The organism is Kitasatospora sp. NBC_01539, assembly GCF_045040525.1.
Taxonomy (GTDB): Bacteria; Actinomycetota; Actinomycetes; order Streptomycetales; family Streptomycetaceae; genus Kitasatospora.
Window position 1 is genome coordinate 2,610,146 of the sequence record NZ_CP109390.1, and the last position, 21,656, is coordinate 2,631,801.

A 21,656-nucleotide genomic window follows, 5' to 3' on the forward strand; every position below is an offset into this window, starting at 1 on the left:
CCCGGCGGCCGACGCCCCCGCGCCGCACTCTGCCGCGCCGCCGTGCCCCGCACCAGCGGCCGCCCGAGCACGGGGCGCCGTCACAACCCGGCCCGCGGGCGGCTGTGCAGCCGCAACACGTGCTCCCCGCGCCATGGACCGCCGCCGCGCGGCCGTGGTGTTCTGCGGCTCGTCCAGAACCGGGCCGACCCAGCGTCCCCGGCGCCTCCCACCCTCCCGAGCGGCCGTGACCCCTGCGCACCGGCCCCCGCTCGGACGCAAGGAGCACCATGAGCCCACCCGAGCCGCCCAGCGCGCTCAGCATCGAGAACCTCCACGTGACGTACGGGCGCGCCGTCGAGGCGCTCCGCGGCGTGTCGCTGGATCTCCCGGCCGGCCGGATCGTCGCCGTGCTCGGCGCCAACGGCGCCGGCAAGAGCACCCTGCTGCGCGCCGTGTCCGGCACGCTCGGCCTGCACCGCGGGGCCGTGGTGCGCGGGGCCGTCCGGGTCGGCGGGCAGGCGCTCACCGGCGACCCCGCCCGGGCCGTCCGGGCCGGCGTGGTGCAGGTGCCCGAAGGGCGGCGGGTGTTCGCCGGCCTCACCGTCGAGGAGAACCTCCGCGCCGGCGAGCTGGGCCGCGGCCGCCTCGGCGCCGCCTCCCGCCGGCAGGCCCGGGACCGCGTGCTCGACCTGCTGCCGGTGCTCGCCGAGCGGCGCCGCCAGAAGGCCGGGCTGATGTCCGGCGGCGAGCAGCAGATGCTCGCCATCGGCCGGGCGCTCATGGCCGATCCCCGCGTGCTGCTGCTCGACGAGCCCTCGCTCGGGCTCGCACCCCGGATGGTCCGTCAGATCGGCGTGATCGTGCGGGAGATCAACCGCCAGGGCACCGCCGTGCTGCTGGTCGAGCAGAACGCCGCCATGGCGCTCTCGATCGCGCACCGCGCCTCCGTGCTGGAGAACGGCCGGGTACGGCTGGAGGGCCCGGCCGCGGAGCTCGCCGCCGGCGACGAGGTGCGCCGCCTCTACCTCGGCGCCGCCGAGGAGTCCGCCGCCGGGGAGTCCACCGCCGCGGGCACCGCCCCGGCACCCGCCGCGCTGACCAGGTGGACGGCGTGAGCGCCGCGGCCGCCCGGCTCACCGTCCGCGACGTCACCGTCCGCTTCGCCGGGCTGACCGCGCTCGACGGCGTCTCGTTCACGGTCGAACCCGGCACCGTGCACGCGCTCATCGGCCCGAACGGCGCCGGCAAGTCCACCTGCTTCAACGTGCTCTCCGGCGTCTACCGGGCCGCCTCCGGCAGCGTCGAGTACGCCGGGCACGACCTCACCCGCCTGGCGCCGCACCGGATCACCGCGCTCGGCGTCGCCCGCACCTTCCAGAACATCGTGCTCACCGAGGGCACCGTCGCCGACAACCTCATGCTCGGCCGGCACCGGCTCACCCGGGCCGGGTTCACGGCCACCGCGCTGCGGCTGCCCTCCGCCGTCCGCGAGCAGCGGCGGCACCGGGCGCGCGCCGCGGAGATCGCCGACTTCCTCGGCCTCGGGCCGCACTTCGACCGGCCGGTGGGCCCGCTGCCGTACGGCCTGCGCAAGCGGGTGGAGATCGCCCGGGCCCTGTGCACCGAGCCGCGACTGCTGCTGCTCGACGAGCCGGTGGCCGGCATGAACCCCACCGAGCGGCTCGCCATGGCGTCCACCGTCGCCGCCGTCCGCGACGCCCTCGGCATCTCGATCCTGCTGGTCGAGCACGACATGGGGATGGTCATGCGGCTGGCCGACGCCGTCACCGTCCTCGACTTCGGCCGGCGCATCGCCGACGGCACCCCGGAGGCCGTCCAGCAGGACCCGGCGGTCGTCCGCGCCTATCTCGGACAGGAGGACTCCGCATGACCACCTTCGCCGGGACCGTGCTGAACGGCATCGCCCTCGGGTCGGTCTACGCCCTGATCGCCCTCGGTTTCGTCATCGTCTTCAAGGCGTCCGGGGTCATGAACTTCGCCCACGGGTCCGTCCTGCTGCTCGGCGGCTGGACGATCACGGCGACCCACGCCGCGGTCGGCTTCCCGCTCGCCGTGCTGCTCGGCGCGGCGACCGCCGCCGCCGCCTCCGGCCTGCTGCACCTGCTCTCCGCGCGCGGCGTACGCGGCGCCGGGGTGCACGTCGCGACCATCCTCACCATCGGCGTCGACCTGCTGCTCGTCACGGCGCTGGCCCGCGGGATCGGCCCGGACTACCTCGGCACCGGCGACCCCTGGGGCACCGGGGTGGTCCGGATCGGCGGGGTGTCGCTCGCGGAGTCCCGCCTCGCCGGGATCGCCGTGTCGGTGGCGCTGATCGGCGTGTTCTTCGCCGTCTTCCGCTGGTCGCGCTGGGGCCTGTCGATGCGGGCCGCCTCCGCCGACCAGGAGGCCGCCGCCCTGATGGGCATCCGGCTCGGCCGGGTCCGGCTGGTCGCCTGGTGCGCGGCCGGCGCGCTGGCCGCGGTGGCCGCGGTCTTCCTCGCGGCGTTCCCCGCGCCCGGCCTGGACCGCTCCACCGGCCAGCTCGCCCTCGCCGCCTTCCCCGCGGCGATCCTCGGCGGCATGGACTCGGCGCTCGGCGCGCTCGCCGGGAGCATCGCGATCGGCCTGGCCGGCGCGCTCGCGACCGGCTACCAGGACCGGCTCGGCGCGTTCGGCGAGGGCCTGCCCGGCATCGCCCCGTACCTCGTGATGATCCTCGTGCTGCTGGTGCGGCCGGCGGGACTCCTCGGGTCGAAGGAGACCTCCCGTGTCTGACCTCCTGTCACCGCTCCTCTCACCGCGCCGGGCCGCTGCCGCCGCAGGCGTCGTGCTGCTGCTCGTCCTGCCGCTCTACGCGGACGGGTTCTGGCTGCAGAGCGGACTCTTCGCGATGGCGGCCGTGCTCGGGGCGATCGGCCTCAACCTGCTCACCGGCACCGCCGGCCAGCTCTCGCTCGGCCACGCGTTCTTCCTCGCCGTCGGCGCGTACGGCTACGTGTGGCTCTCCGGCGAGCCGTCCGGCAGCGGCACCGGCCGGCTCTCCGGGCTCGGCCTGCCGCCGGTGCTCGCGTTCGCCCTCGCGATCGCGCTGGCCGGGGCGGCGGGCGGGCTGTTCAGCCCGATCGCGGGCCGGCTGCGCGGCATGTACCTCGGCGTCGCCACCATCGCCCTGGTCTTCCTCGGCCAGCACGTGATGCTCACCTCCCACGCGGTGACCGGCGGCTTCAACGGCCGTGCGGTGACGCCCATGGAGGTGTTCGGCTTCTCCTTCAGCGACGCCTCGCCCGGCGGGCTGACCGTGCTCGGGGTGCCGTTCGGCGGCATCGAACGCCTCTGGTACCTCGGCCTGGCCCTGGTCGCGGTCGGCCTGTTCACCGCGTACGGCCTGCGGCAGGGCCGCCCGGGGCGCGCGCTGGGCGCGATCCGGGACAGCGAGACGGCCGCCGCCGTGATGGGCGTGCCGGTGGCCCGCTACCGCTGCGCGGCGTTCGTCGTCTCCTGCCTCTACGCCGGTGCGGCCGGAGCGCTCACCGCGCTCGTCTTCAAGCGCGTCGTGCCCGACCACTTCGGGCTGGCGCTGTCCATCGACTACCTCGCCATGATCGTCATCGGCGGCCTGGGCTCGGTCGGCGGCGCGGCCGCCGCGGCCGTCCTCGTCTCCCTGCTGCCGCAGGTGCTGACGACGTACGCCGACGGGCTGCCCCTGGTCGCCCCGGCCGGCTCCGACGCCTTCGGGGCCACGCCCGGCGAGGCGGCCCGGTACCTCTACGGCGCCGCGATCGTGCTGATCCTCACGCTCCGGCCCGGCGGACTGGCCTCGCTGGTCAGGCGCCGGCCCGGCACCACCCCCACGCCCTCACCCGCACCGCACGCACCGCCCGCACCATCCGCACCGCCCACGCCTGCCATCCACCCCTCGCACGGCAAGGAGCCGACCCCGTGAAGAACAACCGACTCGTCAGATCCGCCGCAGCAGCCGCCGTCCTCCTCCTCGCGGCGACCGCCTGCAGCACCAAGACCGGTACCTCCTCGGAGCGGGTCGGCAAGGACGACGTGGCCATGGGCCCCGGCGTCACCGACACCACCATCACCCTGGGCGCCCTCACCGACCTCACCGGCGTCTACGCCTCGCTCGGCAAGAGCATCGTCAACGCCCAGCAGATGTGGGCGGAGCAGGTCAACAAGAGCGGCGGCATCTGCGGCCGCAAGGTCGAGATCAAGGTCAAGGACCACGGCTACGACGTGCAGAAGGGCGTCGCCGCGTTCGCCGAGGTCGAGCCGGATTCGGCCCTGCTGACCCAGGTCATCGGCTCCCCGATCGTCGCCGCCCTCAAGCAGGACATCGCCGCACGCAAGATCCTCACCCTGCCGCTGGGGTGGTCGTCCACCCTGCTCGGCCAGGAGTACGTGCAGGTGGTCGGCCCGACGTACGACATCGACATGGTCAACGCCGTCGACTTCCTCACCCGCACCGCGCACCTCACCGCGGGCGCGAAGATCGGCCACGTGTACTTCGAGGGCGAGTACGGCGAGAACGCCCTCGCCGGTGCCCGCTACGCCGCCCAGCAGAGCGGCTACGAGATCGTCGGCCAGAAGATCAAGGCCACCGACACCGACCTCGCCGCCCAGGTCACCGCCCTCAAGCAGGCCGGCGTCAAGGCGATCCTGATCAGCGCCGGCCCCAAGCAGACCGCCTCCCTCGTCGGCCTCTCCGCCGCCCAGGGCCTCCTCGTGCCGGTCGTCTCCAGCGCTCCCGGGTTCGCCCCGCAGCTGCTCGACAGCGCGGCCGCGCCCGCCCTGGAGAAGATGCTCTTCCTGACCAGCGGCTACCCGGCCGCGAGCGCCGACACCTCCCGGATGCGCCAGCTCGTGCAGGACTACAAGGCGCGCTACCCCGACGCCCCCGTCGACAGCGGCGTCGTCAGCGGCTGGGTGGCCGCGCAGGTCGCCGCCGGGGCGCTGAGCGACGCCTGCACCGCCAAGAAGCTCACCCGCGAGGGCATCGCCGCCGCCCACCGCGCCCAGACCGCCCTGAACATCCTCGACGTGCCGTTCGACTTCAGCGACCCGTCGAAGCCGTCCACGTACGCGTCGTTCGTGCAGAAGCCCTCCAAGCAGGCCACCGGCGGTCTCACCACCGTCGAGCCCGCCCACGAGGTCGCCGCCGCCCGCGCCTACCAGCTGCCTAAGGGCTGACCGCACCGGCCGGCCGGGCCCCGCGCCCGGCCGGCCGCACCGCCCCGCGCCGTCCCACCCCGCGCCGTCCACGCCGCGTCCGCGCGCCCGGGCACCACCCCGCCGGACCGACCCGGCCGACACCCGAAAGGGCCCTCCCGTGACCCTGTCCCTCGCCTGCATCCTCGCCGAGGCCGCCCGCAGGTACCCCGACCGCACGGCCGTCGTCGACGGCCCGCTCCACGAGACGTACGCGGCGCTCTGGGCGGGCGCGCTCGCCCGCGGCGCGGCCCTGCGCGAACTCGGCGTCGGACCCGGCGACCGCGTGGCGCTCATGGTGCCCAACACCGTCGACTTCCCCCGGGCGTACTACGCGATCCTCGCCGCGGGCGCCGTCGTGGTGCCCGTGCACCTGCTGCTCACCCCGGCCGAGGTGGCGTACGTGCTGAAGGACAGCGGCGCCCGGCTGCTGCTCGTCGACCGGTCGCTCGCCGGAGCGGGCGCCGAGGCCGCCTGGCTGGCGAGCATCCCGGTCGTCAGCGTCGGCGGGCCCGAGGGCGCCCCGGAGGCCGACGCCGCCTGGCGCGGCGTGCTGCCCCGCCTGGAGGACACGGCCGCCGCGACCGCCCCGCTCACGACGTACGCCATCCGGCGGCCCGAGGACCCGGCGGTGTTCCTCTACACCAGCGGTACCACCGGCCGGTCGAAGGGCGCCGTGCTCACCCAGCTCAACCTGGTGATGAACGCGGTCGTCAACGCCTTCGACGCCAACGACGTCAGCTCCGAGGACGTCGTCCTCGGCTGCCTGCCGCTGTTCCACGCCTACGGGCAGACCGTCGCGATGAACACCACCTTCCGGGTCGGCGCGACCCTCGTGCTCATGGGCCGCTTCCGGCCCGAGCGCGCCCTCGAACTGATGACGGAGCACCGCGCGACGATCTTCCACGGCGTGCCCACCATGTACGTCGCCCTGACCGAGGCGGCCGCCCGGCAGCGGCCCGGCCCGCTCGCCCTGCGGATGTGCGTCTCCGGCGGCGCCTCCCTGCCGCTCGCCGTGCTCGAAGCCGTCGAGAAGCACCTCGGCGCACCGGTCTTCGAGGGGTACGGGCTCTCCGAGACCTCCCCCACCGCGACCGTGAACCAGCCGCAGTTCGGCTCCCGGCCCGGCACGGTCGGCCACCGGGTCTGGGGCGTCGACGTGGAGATCGCCGTACCGGAGAGCGACCCGCCGGCGTTCCTGCCCGCCGGGGAGCTCGGCGAGATCGTGGTGCGCGGCCACAACGTCTTCGCCGGCTACCACAACCTGCCCGAGGAGACCGCCGCCACGATGGCCGACGGCTGGTTCCGCACCGGCGACCTCGGCACCAGGGACGCCGACGGCTTCGTCACCATCGTCGACCGCACGAAGGACGTGGTGATCCGCGGCGGCTTCAACGTCTACCCCAGCGAGGTCGAGGACGTGCTCATGCGCCACCCCGGCATCGGCCAGGTCGCGGTGATCGGCGTGCCGCACCCCGTGCACGGCGAGGAGGTGTGCGCGGTCGTCGTGCCCGCCGACCCGGCCGCACCGCCGGAACCCGCCGAGGTCGTCGAATGGGCCGCCGCCCGGCTCGGCCGCCACAAGTACCCCCGGCAGGTCGAGATCGCGGAGTCGCTGCCGCTCGGCCCGAGCATGAAGGTGCTGAAGCGCGAACTGCGCCGCACCGTCACCCCGGCCACGGGCGCCTGACGGTGCACCACCCGTCGGCCACGGGGACCGGGCCCGCCCCCGGAGGCCGTACACCGATCGGTTTCCCCGGCGGCCCCGGCGCGGTAGCCTCGCCGTATGGACACCACGGCCAGGCCCTCGCCCCGCGACCGGCTGCTGGACGCCGCCGCCGACCTCTTCTACCGGCAGGGCGTCGGCACCGGGATCGAGGCGCTCTGCAAGGCTGCCGGCGTGTCCAAGCGGTCCATGTACCAGCTGTTCGCGAGCAAGGACGACCTGCTGGCCGCCTCCCTCGAACGCCGGGCCCCCGGCTACGCCGCCGCCCTCCTGCCCCCGCCCGGCGACCCGCGGCCGCCCCGGGCCCGCCTGCTCGCCGTCTTCGAACGGCTGGAGGAACTCTCCGCCGCCCCCGGCTACCGCGGCTGCCCCTACCTCGCCGCACAGGTCGAGCTCAAGGACCCCGGCCACCCGGCCAGCATCGTCGCGGGCCGGGTCAAGCAGGCACTCACCGAGCACTTCCGCAGCGAGGCCGAGGCCGGCGGCGCCACCGACCCCGACCTGCTGGCCCGGCGGCTCACCCTCCTCTTCGACGGGGCGGCCGCCCGGTCCGGCGTGCAGGCGGAGACCCTCTCCGGCCTCGCCGTGCCGACGGCCGCCGCCCTGCTCGACGCGGCGGGCGTGCACTGAGCGGGCCACCCGCCCCGACCCGCCGTACGGCACCGCCACCGCCACCGCCGACACCTTCGGTGCGACCGCCCTCGCCGCCGCCCCCCGCCGGACGCGCGGCCCGACGCGCGCCCACCTCGCCCCGCACGGCGCACCGCGCCGCACACGCAGCCTCACACGGACAGGAGTTGACGCGATGGCCGCCACCGACGGACACGGCGCCGGGACAGGTTTCTTCACCTCGGTGGAGGACGTCTCGGCACGGCTCGCCGAGGCCGGCTACCTCGCCTCCGCCGCCGTCGCCACCACGGTCTTCCTCGCCGACCGCCTCGGCAAGCCCCTGCTCGTCGAGGGCCCCGCAGGCGTCGGCAAGACCGAACTCGCCAAGGCCGTCGCCCGGGTCGGCGGCGCCCGGCTCGTCCGGCTCCAGTGCTACGAGGGCATCGACGAGGCCCGGGCGCTCTACGAGTGGAACCACGCCAAACAGCTCCTGCGGATCACCGCCGGCCGGGACGAGAGCTGGGACGACGCCCGCGGCGACGTCTTCGGCGAGGAGTTCCTGCTCGCCCGCCCGCTGCTCACCGCCATCCGCGGCGACGAACCGACCGTGCTGCTGATCGACGAGACCGACAAGGCCGACGTCGAGGTCGAGGGACTGCTCCTGGAGGTCCTCGGCGACTTCCAGATCACCGTGCCCGAACTCGGCACGATCACCGCCACCCGGCACCCCTTCGTACTGCTCACCTCCAACGCCACCCGCGAGCTCTCCGAGGCGCTCCGCCGCCGCTGCCTCTACCTGCACCTCGACTACCCGGACGCCGCCCTGGAGGCGCGCATCGTCCGGCTCCTGGTGCCCGGGCTGGACGCGGTCCTCGCCGACGGCCTCGTCCAGGTCGTCGGCGCCCTGCGCGCCATGGACCTGCGCAAGGCACCGTCCGTCGCGGAGACCGTCGACTGGGCCCGCACCCTGCTCGCCCTCGGCGCCGACACCCTGGACGACACGGTGATCCGCGACAGCCTCGGGGTCGTGCTCAAGCACCAGGACGACATCATCCGCGCCGCCGCGAAGCTGGCACCCGCGTGACCGGGCCGGCGGGCGGACCGGCACGCGGAGCGGAGGACGGGACGGCGGGCGGGCCGGCCCCGGCGCCGGACGGCCTGCCCGAGCGGCTGGCCGGCCTGGTGCGGGCGCTCCGCGGACACGGCCTGCGGATCGGCCCGGCCGAGACCGTCGACGCCGCCGCCGTCCTCCGGGCGCTCGGGCTCACCGACCGTGCGCACGTCCGGGCCGGGCTCGCCGCGGCGCTGCTCCGCGGCGAGGGGCAGCGCCCGGTGTTCGACGCCGTCTTCGACCTGTACTTCCCGCTCGGCGTCGGCGCCCCCACCGGCACCGCCCGCCCCGGCCGGGAGGGCCGCACCGGCGCCGGCGCGCCGGACCTCCCCGCCGACCGGATCCCCGACCCGGTCGCCGACCTGCGCGACCGGCTGGCCGCCGCCCTGGCCGCCGCCGACCCCGCCGCGCCCGGGCGGCTGGCCCGGATCGCGCGGGAGGCGGTCGAGGTGCTCGGCCGCTACGGCACCGGGCCCGGCTCGGACGGCTGGTCCGCCTACCAGGCCCTCGGCCGGCTGCAGCCGGAGACCCTGCTCGCCCGGGTGCTCGCCGCCGTCCGGGCCGCCCGGGGCACCGACCGCGCCGCCGACGTCACGGACCGCCTCGTGGAGGACGAGATCCGCCGCCGGATCCGCACCTTCCGCGGCATGGTGGCCGGCGAGGCCCGGCGCCGGGTCGCCGAACTGCGCGGCACGGAACGGATCGCCGAACGGGCCGTCGCCCCCACCCCGGACCGGATCGACTTCCTCACCGCCGGCACCGACCAGCTCGCCGAACTGCGCCGCACCGTGCACCCGCTGGCGAGGAAGCTGGCCACCCGCCTCGCCGTCCGCCGGCGCCGCGCCGCCCGCGGACGGATCGACCTCCGGCGCACCCTGCGCCGCTCCCTCGGCACCGGCGGCGTACCGCTGCGCCCGGCGTACGGCCGACGGCGGCCGGCCCGGCCCGAGATCGTGCTGCTGTGCGACGTGTCCGGCTCGGTCGCGGGCTTCGCCGACTTCACGATGCTGCTCGTCCGGGCGATGCGCGACCAGTTCAGCCGGGTACGCGTGTTCGCGTTCGTCAACCGCACCGCCGAGGTGACCGACCTGGTCGCCGCGGGCACCGCCGACCCGGTCGGCCTGGCGCAGCGGATCCTCACCGGCGCGGCCGTCGCCGGCTACCACGGCAGCAGCGACTACGGCTCCGCGCTGGGCGAGTTCGCCGAACGCCACCTCGACGCCGTCGGCCCGCGCACCGCCGTCCTCGTGCTGGGCGACGCCCGGACGAACGGCTGGGACCCCAACGTGGACGCCCTGCGACTGGTCGCCGACCGGGCGCGCCGGGTCATCTGGCTCAACCCCGAACAGGCCGCGCTCTGGGGGTCCGGCGACTCCGCCGCACACGCGTACGCCGCAGTGGTCGACATGTACGCCTGCCGCAACACCCACCGGCTCGGCGAGCTCGTGGGCGGGCTGCTGCCCGTCTGACGGCGCCGGACCCCGGGGGTGGGGTGAGGTGGGGTGAGCGGGCCGGACGGCCTGCCCGCGCCCGCCCGGTCAGGCGGCCAGCTGCGGGTAGAGCAGGGCGAGGTCGCCGGCGAGCCCGGCCTTCACCCGGCGGGTGACCTCGTCGGCGAGCACCTCGTGCGCACCGGCCTCGATGCCGTCGAGCGCCCGGGCCGCGACGTCCGCGGGGTCGGACTTCGGCCCGTCGACCCGGGCGGTCATGTCGGTGTCCACGTAGCCGACGTGCAGCCCGGTGACGGCGATGCCGCGCGGCAGCAGCTCCAGCCGCAGCGCGTTGGTCTGCGCCCACAGGGCCGCCTTGGAGGCGCTGTACGAGCCCGCGGTGGCGAGCCAGGAGAGCACCGAGTGCACGGTCAGGACGTGGCCGCCGCCGTTCCGCTCGATGACCGGCACGAACGCGCGGGTGGTGAGCAGCGGGCCGTAGAAGTTGGTCTCGAACTCGCGGCGGACCTCCTCCACCGGCGCCTCGAGGAAGGACGCCCCGACCGCGGCGCCCGCGTTGTTGATCAGGAGGGTGACGTCCTGGGCCCGCGCGGCCGCGGCGGCGACCGACGCGGGGTCGGTCAGCTCCAGCGCGAGCGGCACGGCGTCGGGGTGGGTGACGGTGCGCGGGTCGCGGGCGGTGGCGTACACCTTGGCGGCGCCGCGGACGTACAGCGCCTCGACCAGCGCCCGGCCGATGCCGCGGCTGCCGCCGGTGACGATGGCGGTGGCGCCCTTGATGTCGGTCACGGGAGTGCTCCCCTCGGAGGAAACCGATCGGTTTCCACCAAGGTAAACCGATCGGTTTCCCGACGCAAGGGCAGCCCGGCGCCCGGAACGACGCAGCCCGGTACGGCGCAGCCGACGCCGCGCCGTACCGGGCTCGTACCGGGCTCGTACCGGGATCCGTCAGATGGTGGAGGTGTCGATGACGAAGCGGTACCGCACGTCGCTGGCCAGCACCCGCGCGTACGCCTCGTTGATCTCGTCGGCGCGGATCACCTCGATCTCGGCGCCGATGCCGTGCTCGGCGCAGAAGTCCAGCATCTCCTGGGTCTCCCGGATGCCGCCGATCATCGACCCCGCCACCGACTTCCGGCCGCCGATCAGGGCGAACGCGGCGAGCACGGCCGGCTTCTCCGGGGCGCCGATCTGCACCAGGGTGCCGTCCGTGCGCAGCAGGGAGAGGTACGCGCCGAGGTCGAGGTCGGCGGACACGGTGTTGAGGATCAGGTCGAAGGTGCCGGCCAGCTCCGTGAACGTCGACGGGTCCGACGTCGCGTGGTAGTGGTCGGCGCCGAGCCGCAGGCCGTCCTCCTGCTTGCGGAGCGACTGGCTGAGCACCGTGACCTCGGCGCCCTTCGCACGGGCCAGCTTCACGCCGAGGTGGCCCAGGCCGCCCAGGCCGACCACCGCCACCTTCGTGCCGGGCCCGGCACCCCAGTGGGCCAGCGGCGAGTACAGGGTGATGCCCGCGCACAGCAGCGGCGCCGCGGCATCCAGCGGAATGGCCTCGGGGATGCGGAGGACGTAGTTCTCGTCCACCACCACGTGCGTGGAGTAGCCGCCGTAGGTCGGTTCGCCGTCACGGCCGACACCGTTGTACGTGCCGACCATGCCGCCGCTGCCGGTGCAGTACTGCTCCAGCCCGGTACGGCAGTTCTCGCACTCGCGGCAGGAGTCGACGAAGCAGCCGACACCGACCCGGTCGCCCACCGCGTAGCGGGTCACCTCCGGCCCGACCTCGGCGACCACGCCGGCGATCTCGTGGCCCGGCACCATCGGGAAGGCGCCCACCCCCCACTCGGCGTTCACCTGGTGGATGTCGGAGTGGCAGATGCCGGAGTACCGGATGTCGATCAGGACGTCGTGCGCGCCCGGCACCCGCCGGGGCACGGTCGTCTTCTCCAGCGGTGCCTTCGGGGACGGGGCGGCATAGGCGGAGACAGTCGTGTGGGTCATACGGAGCAGCCTGCAACACCCGGCCGGACGGAACCAGCCCCCCGCCGGACGTACGCACGGCATTCGTACCACTGCGGGACTCACCCTCATACTGCCGGTATGGACATGCGCACCGAGCTGAGCGAGTTTCTTCGCTCCCGCCGGGCCCGCCTCCGGCCGGAGGACGTCGGCCTGCCCCGGTACGGCGGCCGACGCCGCGTCCCCGGCCTGCGCCGCGAGGAGATCGCACAACTCGCCGGTGTCAGCACGGCGTACTACATCCGCCTCGAACAGGGACACGGTGAGAACGTCTCCACCACCGTGCTCGACGCCATCGCCGGCGCCCTGCAGCTCGACCAGGTGGAGCGCGACCACCTCAACCGGCTCGCCCGGCCCGTGTCCCGCCGCTCCCGCGGCGCCCAGCGTCCGCAGCGCGTACGACCCGCACTCCAGCAGCTCCTCGACGCCATGACCGAGATCCCCGCCTACGTGCTCGGCCTGCGCATGGACGTACTCGCCTGGAACAGCCTGGCCTGCGCGCTCGTCGGGGACTTCCCCTCGATGCCGCCCGAGCAGCGCAACATGGCCCGGCAGGTCTTCCTCACCCAGGCCGCGCGCGACCTGTACACCGACTGGGAGGCCAAGGCCTCCGACGTGGTCGCCGGGCTGCGGATGGACGCCGGACGCATCCCCGACGACCCGAAGCTCACCTCCCTCATCGGCGAACTCTCCGTCAAGAGCGAGGACTTCCGCCGCCTCTGGGCCACCCACGACATCCGCGACAAGGGCCACGGCGTGAAGGAACTCCACCACCCCGTCGTCGGCCGTCTCACCGTCCGGTACGAGATGTTCCGGCCCCCGGACGACCCCGACCAGGTGCTGCTCACCTACCACGCCGAACCGGGAACACCCTCCGCCGACACCCTCCGCCTGCTGGCCTCCTGGGCCGGTGCCGGGCGTCCGGGTGCCGTCGAGGGCAGCCCCGCCACGGCCGACGGGCCGTAGCCGCCCTTCCCGCCTCCCGCGTGACGCCCCGTCGACGCGACCCGATAGGTTTTCGGACGATCATTCGATGGTGCCGTACCGGCCGGGAAAGGGGGCGCGCCGTGGAAGGCCAGCTGATCGACGGACGCTACGAACTGAGGGAACGGCAGCACGGCGGGAGAACGTCCGCCTGGACGGCCCACGACCACGAGGAGCACCGCACCGTCACGGTCACGTTCCTCGCGGGACCGGCCGCCGGCCCCGCCACCGCCGAGCGGATCCTCGACGAGGCCCGCACCGCGGCCGCCCTGCCGGACCACCCCCACCTCGTGCGGGTCATCGCCGCCGGCCGGGACGATGCCGCCGGCCGGGTGTACGCCGTCACCGAACCGGAAGCGGGACGCGGCCTGGACGAGGTCCTCGCCGGTGACGGCGCCCCCGACCCGGCGCGCGCCACCGAGTGGGTCCGGCAGGCGTGCGAGGGCCTGGCGGCGGCCCACGCGGCCGGGTTGGTGCACCGCCGCATCCGGCCTGCCGCCCTGCTCCTCACCCCGGCCGGGACGGTGAAGGTCCGCGGCCTCGCGATCGACACGGCCACCGCCGCTGCCGCCGCCGTTCCCGGGGCACCCGGCGCGGGCGGGCCGGGCATCGCGGGCGCCGGGGGTGCCGGGGGTGCCGGGGGCGCCGGGGGCGCCGGGGGCACGGTGCTCACCGACGTCCCGTGGATGTCACCGGAGCAGGTACGCGGGACCGGCGACGTGGACCACCGCAGCGACCTGTACGCGATCGGCTGCGTGCTCCACCATCTCCTCACCGGCGCCGCGCCGTTCGGCCACCGCGAGGTGACCGTCCAGTTCGGCGCGCACCTGCGGGAGACTCCGGCGCCGCCGAGCCGGCAGCGTCCCGGCCTGCCCGTCGGGCTCGACGCGCTCGTGCTGCGGCTGCTCGCCAAGGCACCGGAGGACCGGCCCGCCGACGCGCACGAGGTGGCCGCCGAGCTGAGCGGACTCGCCGAGGACGTACGGGCCGCTGCCGCCGCCTCGTCGCCGTACGCCGCCGGTTTCCCGACCGGCGCCGCAGCAGCACCGTTCACGCCCGAGTCGGCGTTCACGCCCGACGCGTCGCCGGCCGACGGCGCAGCGCTCTCCCCCGCCGCACCGTTCGCGCCGGAGCACGCGCTCACGCCGGAGCAGTCGTTCACGCCCGAGCACGCGCTCACGCCCGAGCAGTCGTTCACGCCCGAGCAGTCGTTCACGCCCGAGCAGTCGTTCACGCCCGAGCAGTCGTTCACGCCTCCCCCGGCGGGCTTCACCGCCACCGGAACGTTCACCCCCTTCGAGGCGTTCGAGGAGGAGCCCTGGTGGCGTCGGCGGGCGGGCGGCCGCGCCGGTGTCGTGGCGGGGAGCGCCGCGCTGGCCCTCGTCCTCGTCGCGGGTCTCACCTGGGTGATCGGCGGTCGGGACACCGCACAGGACGCCGCCGCGGGACGGCCCGGGGCCGCCTCCTCCGCCGCGGCCGCCGGAGCCCCTCTCGACACCGGCGCGGCTGCCACCGACACGCCGGACACCGCCTCGGCCTCGGCAACCGCAGCGGACGGCAGCACGCCCTCCGGCCCCGCACCGTCCGGCAGCCCGTCGGCGGCCGGTGCCACCGGCACCCCCGCAGCACCCTCGGGCACCGCGACCCGGCCGGGCGGCGCCACCACCGGGCCGGCCGCGCCGGGCACCACGGCGGCACCGACCACGGCCCGTCCCACCACCACCGCGGCTCCGACCAAGGCGCCCCCCTCGCCCGGTACCGGCGCGGCCGCGTACGGCTGCAGCGGCGGGCTGGTGGGCAGCTACCCGGTGAAGACCGGCAGCGGCGTCGTGCTCGGCTACTTCTACATCTGGTTCGACAACACGAGCGGCCGGAACTGCGCGGCCACGATCAAGACGGTCAACAGCGGCTACGGCACGGCGTCCGCGGTGAAGGCGTCGATCAGCCGGTGCAGCAACCCCTCGGCCGCCGCGACGTGCACCAAGGTGGCCGGGACGACCAGCACCGACGAGGGCGACTTCACGATGTACGCGGGGCCGGTGCGGGTGGCCGCCGCGGCCACCTGCATCACCGGCTCCGGCAGCATCACCTGGGGCGGCGTCACCGGCACCACGGCGAGCAGCCTCGGCAACCGCGCGGTGCACTGCAGTTGACGGTACGGCGGTGCGGCGGCGGTCCGCCGCCGCACCGCAGCTCACCGGACCCGGCCGGCGGACCGGTGCGCGGGTGGACCGTCGGCGGAGATCGAGGAGTGGCTCAGCCGCCCGCGACCGCGGCGAAGCGGGCGCTGACGTCGCTCCAGTCGACGACGTCCCACAGGCGGGTGACGTAGTCGGGGCGGACGTTCCTGTACTGCAGGTAGTACGCGTGCTCCCAGGCGTCGAAGGCGAGCAGCGGGGTGGTGCCCTGGCCGACGTTGCCGTGGTGGTCGTAGACCTGCTCGACGATCAGGCGCCTGCCGAGGGGTTCCCAGGAGAGGATGCCCCAGCCGGAGCCCTGGACGCCGACGGTGGCGGCGGTGAGCTGCTTCCTGAAGGCGTCGAAGGATCCGAAGTGCTCGGTGACGGCGTCGGCGAGGGCGCCGTCGGGGCGGTCACCGCCGTCCGGGGAGAGGTTCTGCCAGAACAGCGAGTGCAGGACGTGGCCGGAGAGGTGGAAGCCGAGGGTCTTCTGCAGGCCGACGAGACCGCCGAACTGCTCCTTGTCGCGGGCCTCGGCGAGCTGCTCCAGGGTGGTGTTGGCGCCGTTGACGTAGGCCAGGTGGTGCTTGGAGTGGTGCAGTTCCAGGATCTCCGCCGACATGGCGCGCTCCAGCGCGGAGTAGTCGTACGGAAGGTCGGGAAGCGAGTAGACGCCCATCGGGAGATGTCCTCTTCGTCGGTGCGGATCATGCGAGGGATACCCTATTGCGAATAACTTGCAACAGAGAATGACATGCTTCAGCATGTTCGATGCGGGGCCGGTACGTCGGCCGAGCAGGGCACCCGTCCTTCCCGACCGATGATCGTCTTCCCAGCCGGCGCCCGCCGGGACGTCCACCGGCCCCGCCCCACCGCCGCCACGGGCACCGGCCCCGGCGGTGCTTCGGCGTGCCCGGATGCGTGGTGCGGACTCCCGCGACGGCCGCCGACCTGACAAAGTCCGGCGGCACCGGGTGCCGCAACAACCGTCCCCCGCCCGAATCAGGTGGCCTGCCCACCTCCTCCGAGGGCCGCCCCGCAGGCAGGCTTGAAGGGACGAACCGGATTTCGCGCGTAACGCGGTGGGAGTGACGTGAACATCCCTGTCTGCAACGAACGATCGACGCTCGACCTGTTCTCCCCTCGGCCACCGGCGCAACCCGCCGGCTACGGGCGGGTGTTGCGGGAGGTGGTGGTGCGGGAGCTGTCCGGCGCGCTCTTCGCCTCGCTCCCGCGGCGCGACCAGCGCCAGCGGGGCGAGCAGTACCTTCGGGGGCTGCTGGGCACCGAGGGCCGCAAGTCGATCCGCAACATCGCCGCCGGGCTCGGCAGCCCGGCGGCGGAACAGCGGATCCACCACTTCATCAGCAGTTCGACCTGGGACTGGATGCCCGTACGGGCGGCACTGGCCGCCTACGTCGAGGCGGCGGTGACCCCGCGCGCCTGGGTGGTACGGCCGATGCCGATCCCCAAGGCCGGGAAGCACTCGGTGGGCGTCGACCACAGCTTCGACCCGCACCGGGGACGGGAGTTCTACGGCCAGCAGGCGTTCGGCGTCTGGCTCGCCGCGGACACGCTCAGCACGCCGGTCAACTGGCGCCTGCTGCTGCCCGATTCGTGGGCCGACGACCCTGCCCGCCGAGACCGGGTGGAGATCCCGGGCGGGGTGGGGGGCGAGACGCCGGAGGAGTGCGCGGCGGCCGTGCTGGAGGACATCCTGGCCTGGTCTCCGCCGGCCCGGCCGGTCGTGCTCGACATGTGCTCGGCGCACGCGGCCGCGTCGGTGCACCGCTTCACCCGGGCCGGGGTGCCGGTGATCGCCCGGCTCGCGGCCAACGCCCGTTTCACGGTGGGGAGTACGGCCCTGCCGGGCTACGGCATGGGCCCGCTCACGGCCCGCCGGATCCTGGAGTCCGTCAAGGGCCTGCGCAGACCCACGGCCTGGGCGGATCCGCGGGATCCGTCCGTCCTGCGCAGCGGGCTGGCGGCGACCGTCCGGGTGACTCCGGCGAAGGAGCCGGGCGGGGACCGGGCGATCGGCGAGGTCGTGCTGCTCGGCCGGTGGCGGGACGCCCACCGGCCGCCCTCGGAGCTGTGGCTCACCAACATGACCGCGGCGTCGCGCGGCACGCTCGTGCAACTGACCGACCTGGCGGCCCGGGTCGGACACGCGCTCGGCGGCACGGGGGCGGAGGCCGGCCTGAAGGACTTCGAGGGGCGTTCGTTCGGCGGCTGGCACCGGCACATCACGCTGGCCTCGGCCGCGCACGCGGTGGCCGTCCTGGCGGGCAGCCGGCGGGAGTCGTCAGGTCATGTCACCGGCCGCTCCGCGGCCCGGCTGCCGGCGCAGGACACCGGCCCCTGTCCGCCTCGGGCGGCATGACCACCGGCATGACCACCGGCGGGACGGCACGGGGTGACGACGGGGGCGCGGGCATCCGGCGCGGCACCGCCCCCGACACCCCGCCCGCCGCCGACACCGCGCCCGACACCGCGCCCGGCATGCCCGGCACCGTGCACCGCCCGGGCCCCGGATCGGTGCCGACGCAGGCTCAGATGTGCCGGCCGTCGGGCGTCAGGCCGTGCTCGCCGCGGGGGTTGCCGGGCATTCCGGCGGCCCCCGGCCGGGCAGCGCGCTGCCGGTGCAGGACGTCCTGGGTGCGCAGCAGCCGGAGTGCGAGCTGGATCTCCAGTCCGCGTTCCGGCTTCTGCCAGCCGGGGCCGAGGAGTTCGCCGATCCGCTCCAGGCGGCGGGAGACGGTGTTGGCGTGGACGTGCAGTGTCTCGGCAGCCCGGGTGGGGCTGCCGCCGGCGGCGAAGTAGACCTCCAGGGTGCGTGCGAGGTCGGTGAACCGCTCGTTGTCGTACTGGAGCACGGGGCCGAGGGCGGAGTCGATGAAACCGCCGATGTCGTTGTCCTCGGCGAGCAGGAGGCCGACGAAGCCGAGGTCCTCGGTGGAGGCGGTGCTGCCGGCGCCGTCCAGGGCGATCAGCACGTCCAGGCAGCGGACGGCCTCCCGGTGGAGCCCGGCGACGGCGTCGAGTCCGGCGGCGGGGCCGGCGGCGCCGACGGAGACGGGGTGGCCGAGCAGCGGGGCGAGTTCACCGGAGACGGCACGGGCGGCGGCGGAGGCGTCGGAGCCGGGTACGAGCAGGGAGATGCAGTCGCCGTGCTGCGACTTGAGCCCGGCCATGCGGTAGGCGTACGAGGATGCCCAGACGATGGCCTTGCCCTGTTCGCCGCCCTCCGGGCGGGCGACGAGCACGACGTACGGGGCGCCGGGGTCGATGCCGAGTCTTCGGGCGCGTTCGCCGAGTTGGCGGGCGGAGCGGGCGGGGCCGGCCAGGAGGTCCTCGAAGAGTTCGTCGCGCAGCGGTCCCTCCGCGACGGCGGTGCTGCGGTCGGCGAGGAGGGCGAGCAGGCCGACCGTCTGGGCCACCGCCCGCAGGAACCACTCCTCGGACTCGTCGAGGGCGCGGTCCGTCCGGAGGAGGAGCACGCCGCGGGGGCGGCCGCCGGCGGTGATCGCGGCGGTCCGGACCCCTGCGGACGGGACGGATGCCCGGCCGTCGGTGTGCGGTGCCGAGGGCACGGACTCGGCGGCGAGTTGGTCCAGGGCGGCCACCGAGCCGGCACCGGCGAGGGCGCGGCCGGCGGGGTCGCGCACGAGGAGGTCACCGCCGAGCGCTCCGGCGGCGTGCCGGACGACGCCGTGCACGTCACCGCCGTTCAGCACGGCGGCGGTGAGTTCGTCGTGCACCGCGTGGAGGTGGCGCGCGCGGGCGGCGGCCCGGCGCAGCCGGACGGTGTCCTGCGCGGCGGGCGCGGCGGCGGGCGGCAGGCCGGGGGCGAGGACCGCCCCGGCGGTGCGGGCCAGATCCACCGCGGCACGCAGCGTGGCGAGTTCGGCGGTGGATGCGCCACGGCCCACGGCGTCCAGCAGCAGGTCGTCGAAACAGGCCGCCGGCCCGCCCGTGGCCAGCAGTTGAAGGACCGTCAGCGCAGGGTCGGCCGGCGGGGCCGCCTCGTACCGCTCCACACCGACAACCCCCGCCACTCGCCAATGAAGCCCGGTGCAAGGAGAACATATGTGCCCACCCGGAGTACGGTCAAGCTCCCGCGTGACCGGTCCGTGACTGTCCGGCACCGCCGGTCGGCCCGCTTCCGCGCAGGTCCGGCCGACGCACCGCGGGCGCGGGCGACCCGGCCGTGCGGAGCCGCCCGCGGGCGGGCCGGGCGGTGCTCACCGCCCGGCGGGTCCGGCGATCCCGTCCTCGGCACCGGGTCCCCCGGCGACGGCGGGCGCGAGGCCCGCGGCGTCGGCGGAGTCGATGGCGGCCAGCACGGAGTCGAGCAGGCCGGGGAAGCGGGCGTCGAGGTCCTCGCGCCGCAGCGAGAGCAGCAGCTCCCGTCCGGACGGCTTCTGCCAGATCAGGCCGCCCTCGCGGAGCACCCGCCAGTGGTGGGTCAGGGTCGACTTCGAGACGCCGGTGAGCAGCGTGCCGCAGGGGTGCTCACCGCCGGCGGCCAGGGCGCGGACGACCCGCAGCCGCATGGGGTTGCCGAGGGCGACGAAGAGGTTCTCCAGGGTGATGTTGTCCCGGGTGGGGTGGGTGACAGCCATGCCCCAAAGTAACCCGGCCGTCCTCGTACAGTCGAACAATTCCGCTTCCGCCCTCGTTTTCGCAGGTCACGCGCGCGCCTGGGGCGCGCGGACCTGACAGGGAACCAGCCTGCCGTTGACAGGCCACCCCAAACCGTACGACGATCCACGTACATTCCTACGGTGCGAACGTCCACGTACCGTCGTACCCTGAGAAAGGTCGTCGTACCCCCATGACTGCCACCGCTTCCGCCCCTCACCCGGGCGCCGGGACCCCGCGTCTCGGCTGGGTCCTGGCGTTGCTGGCGTTCGCCCAGCTGATCATCTCGCTGGACTTCAACATCGTGTACGTGGCCCTGCCCGAGATCGGCACCGAGCTCGGCTTCACCGGCCAGTCCCTCCAGTGGGTCGTCAGCGCCTACGCGGTCGCCTTCGGCGGGTTCCTCCTGCTCGGCGGCCGGGCCGCCGACCTGCTCGGCCGCCGCAACATGTTCGTCCTCGCCCTCGGCCTGTACGCGCTCTCGTCGCTGGTCGGCGGCTTCGCCGCCGACCCCGGCACGATGATCGCGGTGCGCGCCGTGCAGGGCCTCGGCGGCGCACTGCTCTTCCCCGCCACCCTCTCGCTCATCAACACGCTGTTCGCGGAGGGCCCGCAGCGCAACCGCGCACTCGCCGTGTGGGGCGGCGCCGGGGCCAGCGGCCTCACCCTGGGCTCCCTGCTGGGCGGCGTGCTGACCGGCGCCTTCGGCTGGGCGTCGGTGTTCTTCGTCAACGTGCCGCTGGCCGGCATCGTCGCGATCGCCGCCCTCACCGTCATCCCGCGCGACCGCCGCTCCGGCGAGCGCCGCAGCTTCGACCTGCCGGGCGCCGTCACCGCCACCGCCGGCGTCACCCTGCTCGTGTACGTGCTCGTGCAGGGCCCCGAGAGCGGCTGGGGCTCGGCCGGCATCGTCGTCAGCGCCGTCGCGGCCGTCCTGCTCCTCGGACTCTTCACCCTGATCGAGGCCCGCAGCAAGGACCCGCTCATGCCGCTGCGGCTGTTCCGCAACCGCAGCCTGGCGGCCGGCATGGCGGTCACCTTCATCTTCATGGGCACCTTCAGCGCCCTGCCGTACTTCCTGACCGTGCTCTTCCAGAGCGTGCACGGCTTCAGCGCGCTGCAGACCGGCCTCGCCTTCCTCGTCCCGTCGCTCTCCATCGCCGCCGGCACCCAGATCGGCGAGCGGATGGCCACCCGCACCGCCACCCGCACCACCCTGCTCACGGGCCTCCTCGTCGGCACCCTCGGCACCGCCGTGCTGGCCTACGGCATCACGTCCGACGGCGGCTACGGCTCGGTCGTGCCCGGCCTGGTGATCGCCGGCATCGGCCAGGGCATCACCTGGACCGGCATGTGGATCGCCGCCGCGTCCGGCGTCGACCCGCACGAGCAGGGCATCGCCTCCGGCATGGCCTCCACCACCCAGCAGATCGGCGGCGCCGTCGGCCTGGCCGTCCTCATCGCCATCGCCAACTCCGGCACCGACGGCCTGCAGGGCGACCTGCTGCGCACCGCGATGGCCGACGGCACCCGCACCGCCGTCTACGTGGCGGCCGCCGGCATCCTGCTCGGCGCGGTCGTCGCCCTCGCCCTGCCCGGCCGGCGGCCGGCCCTGCCGACCGGCCCCGCCGCACCCGAGGCGGCCACCGGGCCCGCCGACGCCGACCGGCACGCCGGCACCGCCCCGGCCGGCGCCCGCAGCCAGGCCTGACCGGGCCCGGGCGCGGCGGGGA

General features: G+C 75.1%; 18 protein-coding genes. 13 read left to right on the forward strand and 5 right to left on the reverse strand.

The features are described from left to right. Nucleotides 1-269 precede the first annotated feature (269 nt). The 9 genes from OG335_RS11180 to OG335_RS11220 all read left to right on the forward strand — a co-directional run bounded on the left by OG335_RS11180 (nucleotide 270) and on the right by OG335_RS11220 (nucleotide 10,114). Nucleotides 270-1,097 (forward strand): ABC transporter ATP-binding protein, encoded by an 828-nt coding sequence (locus OG335_RS11180; RefSeq protein ID WP_405010927.1) that lies wholly within the window; start codon nucleotides 270-272, stop codon nucleotides 1,095-1,097. Continuing rightward, nucleotides 1,094-1,873, forward strand: a complete 780-nt coding sequence (locus OG335_RS11185) for an ABC transporter ATP-binding protein (protein WP_405010928.1) — start codon at nucleotides 1,094-1,096, stop codon at nucleotides 1,871-1,873. The genes OG335_RS11180 and OG335_RS11185 overlap by 4 nt, the downstream gene beginning before the upstream one ends. Then, nucleotides 1,870-2,760 carry a branched-chain amino acid ABC transporter permease gene (locus OG335_RS11190; RefSeq protein WP_405010929.1) on the forward strand — a complete coding sequence of 297 codons (891 nt, stop codon included), beginning with the start codon at nucleotides 1,870-1,872 and terminating at the stop codon, nucleotides 2,758-2,760. Before OG335_RS11185 ends, OG335_RS11190 begins: the two co-directional genes overlap by 4 nt. Further along, nucleotides 2,753-3,928 (forward strand): branched-chain amino acid ABC transporter permease, encoded by a 1,176-nt coding sequence (locus OG335_RS11195; protein WP_405010930.1) that lies wholly within the window; start codon nucleotides 2,753-2,755, stop codon nucleotides 3,926-3,928. Before OG335_RS11190 ends, OG335_RS11195 begins: the two co-directional genes overlap by 8 nt. Further along, complete coding sequence (locus tag OG335_RS11200; RefSeq protein ID WP_405010931.1) at nucleotides 3,925-5,181, forward strand: ABC transporter substrate-binding protein; 1,257 nt, start codon at nucleotides 3,925-3,927, stop codon at nucleotides 5,179-5,181. The genes OG335_RS11195 and OG335_RS11200 overlap by 4 nt, the downstream gene beginning before the upstream one ends. A gap of 139 nt (nucleotides 5,182-5,320) precedes the next feature. Continuing rightward, on the forward strand, nucleotides 5,321-6,889 hold the full coding sequence (locus OG335_RS11205; RefSeq protein WP_405010932.1) for a long-chain-fatty-acid--CoA ligase: 1,569 nt from the start codon (nucleotides 5,321-5,323) through the stop codon (nucleotides 6,887-6,889). 96 nt (nucleotides 6,890-6,985) lie between these two features. Next, nucleotides 6,986-7,555: a TetR/AcrR family transcriptional regulator gene (locus OG335_RS11210; RefSeq protein WP_405010933.1), complete on the forward strand. Its 570-nt coding sequence runs from the start codon at nucleotides 6,986-6,988 to the stop codon at nucleotides 7,553-7,555. 175 nt (nucleotides 7,556-7,730) lie between these two features. After that, a complete protein-coding gene (locus OG335_RS11215; protein WP_405010934.1) occupies nucleotides 7,731-8,618 on the forward strand; it encodes an AAA family ATPase in 888 nt (295 codons plus the stop codon). After that, nucleotides 8,615-10,114 (forward strand): VWA domain-containing protein, encoded by a 1,500-nt coding sequence (locus OG335_RS11220; protein ID WP_405010935.1) that lies wholly within the window; start codon nucleotides 8,615-8,617, stop codon nucleotides 10,112-10,114. Before OG335_RS11215 ends, OG335_RS11220 begins: the two co-directional genes overlap by 4 nt. Before the next feature lie 69 nt (nucleotides 10,115-10,183). Here the strand turns inward: OG335_RS11220 and OG335_RS11225 are convergent, their stop codons facing one another. Together OG335_RS11225 and OG335_RS11230 are read right to left on the reverse strand one after the other, a co-directional pair. Further along, on the reverse strand, nucleotides 10,184-10,885 hold the full coding sequence (locus tag OG335_RS11225) for an SDR family oxidoreductase (RefSeq protein ID WP_405010936.1): 702 nt from the start codon (nucleotides 10,883-10,885) through the stop codon (nucleotides 10,184-10,186). A 159-nt stretch (nucleotides 10,886-11,044) separates the two neighbouring features. Beyond that, entirely contained in the window at nucleotides 11,045-12,097 is a 1,053-nt protein-coding gene (locus OG335_RS11230; RefSeq protein WP_405010937.1) for an NAD(P)-dependent alcohol dehydrogenase, read from the reverse strand. 99 nt (nucleotides 12,098-12,196) lie between these two features. On the opposite strand from OG335_RS11230, the gene OG335_RS11235 reads away from it, so the two are divergent. Both OG335_RS11235 and OG335_RS11240 read left to right on the forward strand, forming a co-directional pair. Then, nucleotides 12,197-13,081, forward strand: coding sequence for a helix-turn-helix domain-containing protein (locus OG335_RS11235; RefSeq protein WP_405010938.1), 885 nt, complete (start codon nucleotides 12,197-12,199; stop codon nucleotides 13,079-13,081). 101 nt (nucleotides 13,082-13,182) lie between these two features. Beyond that, complete coding sequence (locus OG335_RS11240; RefSeq protein ID WP_405010939.1) at nucleotides 13,183-15,252, forward strand: serine/threonine protein kinase; 2,070 nt, start codon at nucleotides 13,183-13,185, stop codon at nucleotides 15,250-15,252. A 103-nt stretch (nucleotides 15,253-15,355) separates the two neighbouring features. On the opposite strand, the gene OG335_RS11245 is transcribed toward OG335_RS11240, so the two are convergent. Further along, nucleotides 15,356-15,958, reverse strand: coding sequence for a superoxide dismutase (locus tag OG335_RS11245; RefSeq protein WP_405010940.1), 603 nt, complete (start codon nucleotides 15,956-15,958; stop codon nucleotides 15,356-15,358). A 414-nt stretch (nucleotides 15,959-16,372) separates the two neighbouring features. Between OG335_RS11245 and OG335_RS11250 the strand changes: the two genes are divergently transcribed. Then, nucleotides 16,373-17,662 carry an IS701 family transposase gene (locus OG335_RS11250; RefSeq protein WP_405010941.1) on the forward strand — a complete coding sequence of 430 codons (1,290 nt, stop codon included), beginning with the start codon at nucleotides 16,373-16,375 and terminating at the stop codon, nucleotides 17,660-17,662. Between the two features lie 169 nt (nucleotides 17,663-17,831). On the opposite strand, the gene OG335_RS11255 is transcribed toward OG335_RS11250, so the two are convergent. Together OG335_RS11255 and OG335_RS11260 are read right to left on the reverse strand one after the other, a co-directional pair. Continuing rightward, entirely contained in the window at nucleotides 17,832-19,319 is a 1,488-nt protein-coding gene (locus tag OG335_RS11255) for a PucR family transcriptional regulator (protein ID WP_405010942.1), read from the reverse strand. Between the two features lie 204 nt (nucleotides 19,320-19,523). Beyond that, a complete protein-coding gene (locus tag OG335_RS11260; RefSeq protein WP_405010943.1) occupies nucleotides 19,524-19,904 on the reverse strand; it encodes an ArsR/SmtB family transcription factor in 381 nt (126 codons plus the stop codon). A gap of 212 nt (nucleotides 19,905-20,116) precedes the next feature. Here OG335_RS11260 and OG335_RS11265 point away from each other — a divergent pair, with 212 nt between their 5' ends. Further along, nucleotides 20,117-21,634, forward strand: a complete 1,518-nt coding sequence (locus OG335_RS11265) for an MFS transporter (protein WP_405010944.1) — start codon at nucleotides 20,117-20,119, stop codon at nucleotides 21,632-21,634. Nucleotides 21,635-21,656 lie beyond the last annotated feature (22 nt).

Bases quoted from the DNA above. Each gene is read 5' to 3' on its own strand.
- OG335_RS11215 (WP_405010934.1), top strand. From the start codon at position 7,731: ATGGCCGCCACCGACGGACACGGCGCCGGGACAGGTTTCTTCACCTCG.
- OG335_RS11190 (WP_405010929.1), top strand. From the start codon at position 1,870: ATGACCACCTTCGCCGGGACCGTGCTGAACGGCATCGCCCTCGGGTCG.
- OG335_RS11210 (WP_405010933.1), top strand. From the start codon at position 6,986: ATGGACACCACGGCCAGGCCCTCGCCCCGCGACCGGCTGCTGGACGCC.
- OG335_RS11260 (WP_405010943.1), bottom strand. From the start codon at position 19,904: ATGGCTGTCACCCACCCCACCCGGGACAACATCACCCTGGAGAACCTC.
- OG335_RS11235 (WP_405010938.1), top strand. From the start codon at position 12,197: ATGGACATGCGCACCGAGCTGAGCGAGTTTCTTCGCTCCCGCCGGGCC.
- OG335_RS11180 (WP_405010927.1), top strand. From the start codon at position 270: ATGAGCCCACCCGAGCCGCCCAGCGCGCTCAGCATCGAGAACCTCCAC.
- OG335_RS11245 (WP_405010940.1), bottom strand. From the start codon at position 15,958: ATGGGCGTCTACTCGCTTCCCGACCTTCCGTACGACTACTCCGCGCTG.
- OG335_RS11230 (WP_405010937.1), bottom strand. From the start codon at position 12,097: ATGACCCACACGACTGTCTCCGCCTATGCCGCCCCGTCCCCGAAGGCA.
- OG335_RS11265 (WP_405010944.1), top strand. From the start codon at position 20,117: ATGACTGCCACCGCTTCCGCCCCTCACCCGGGCGCCGGGACCCCGCGT.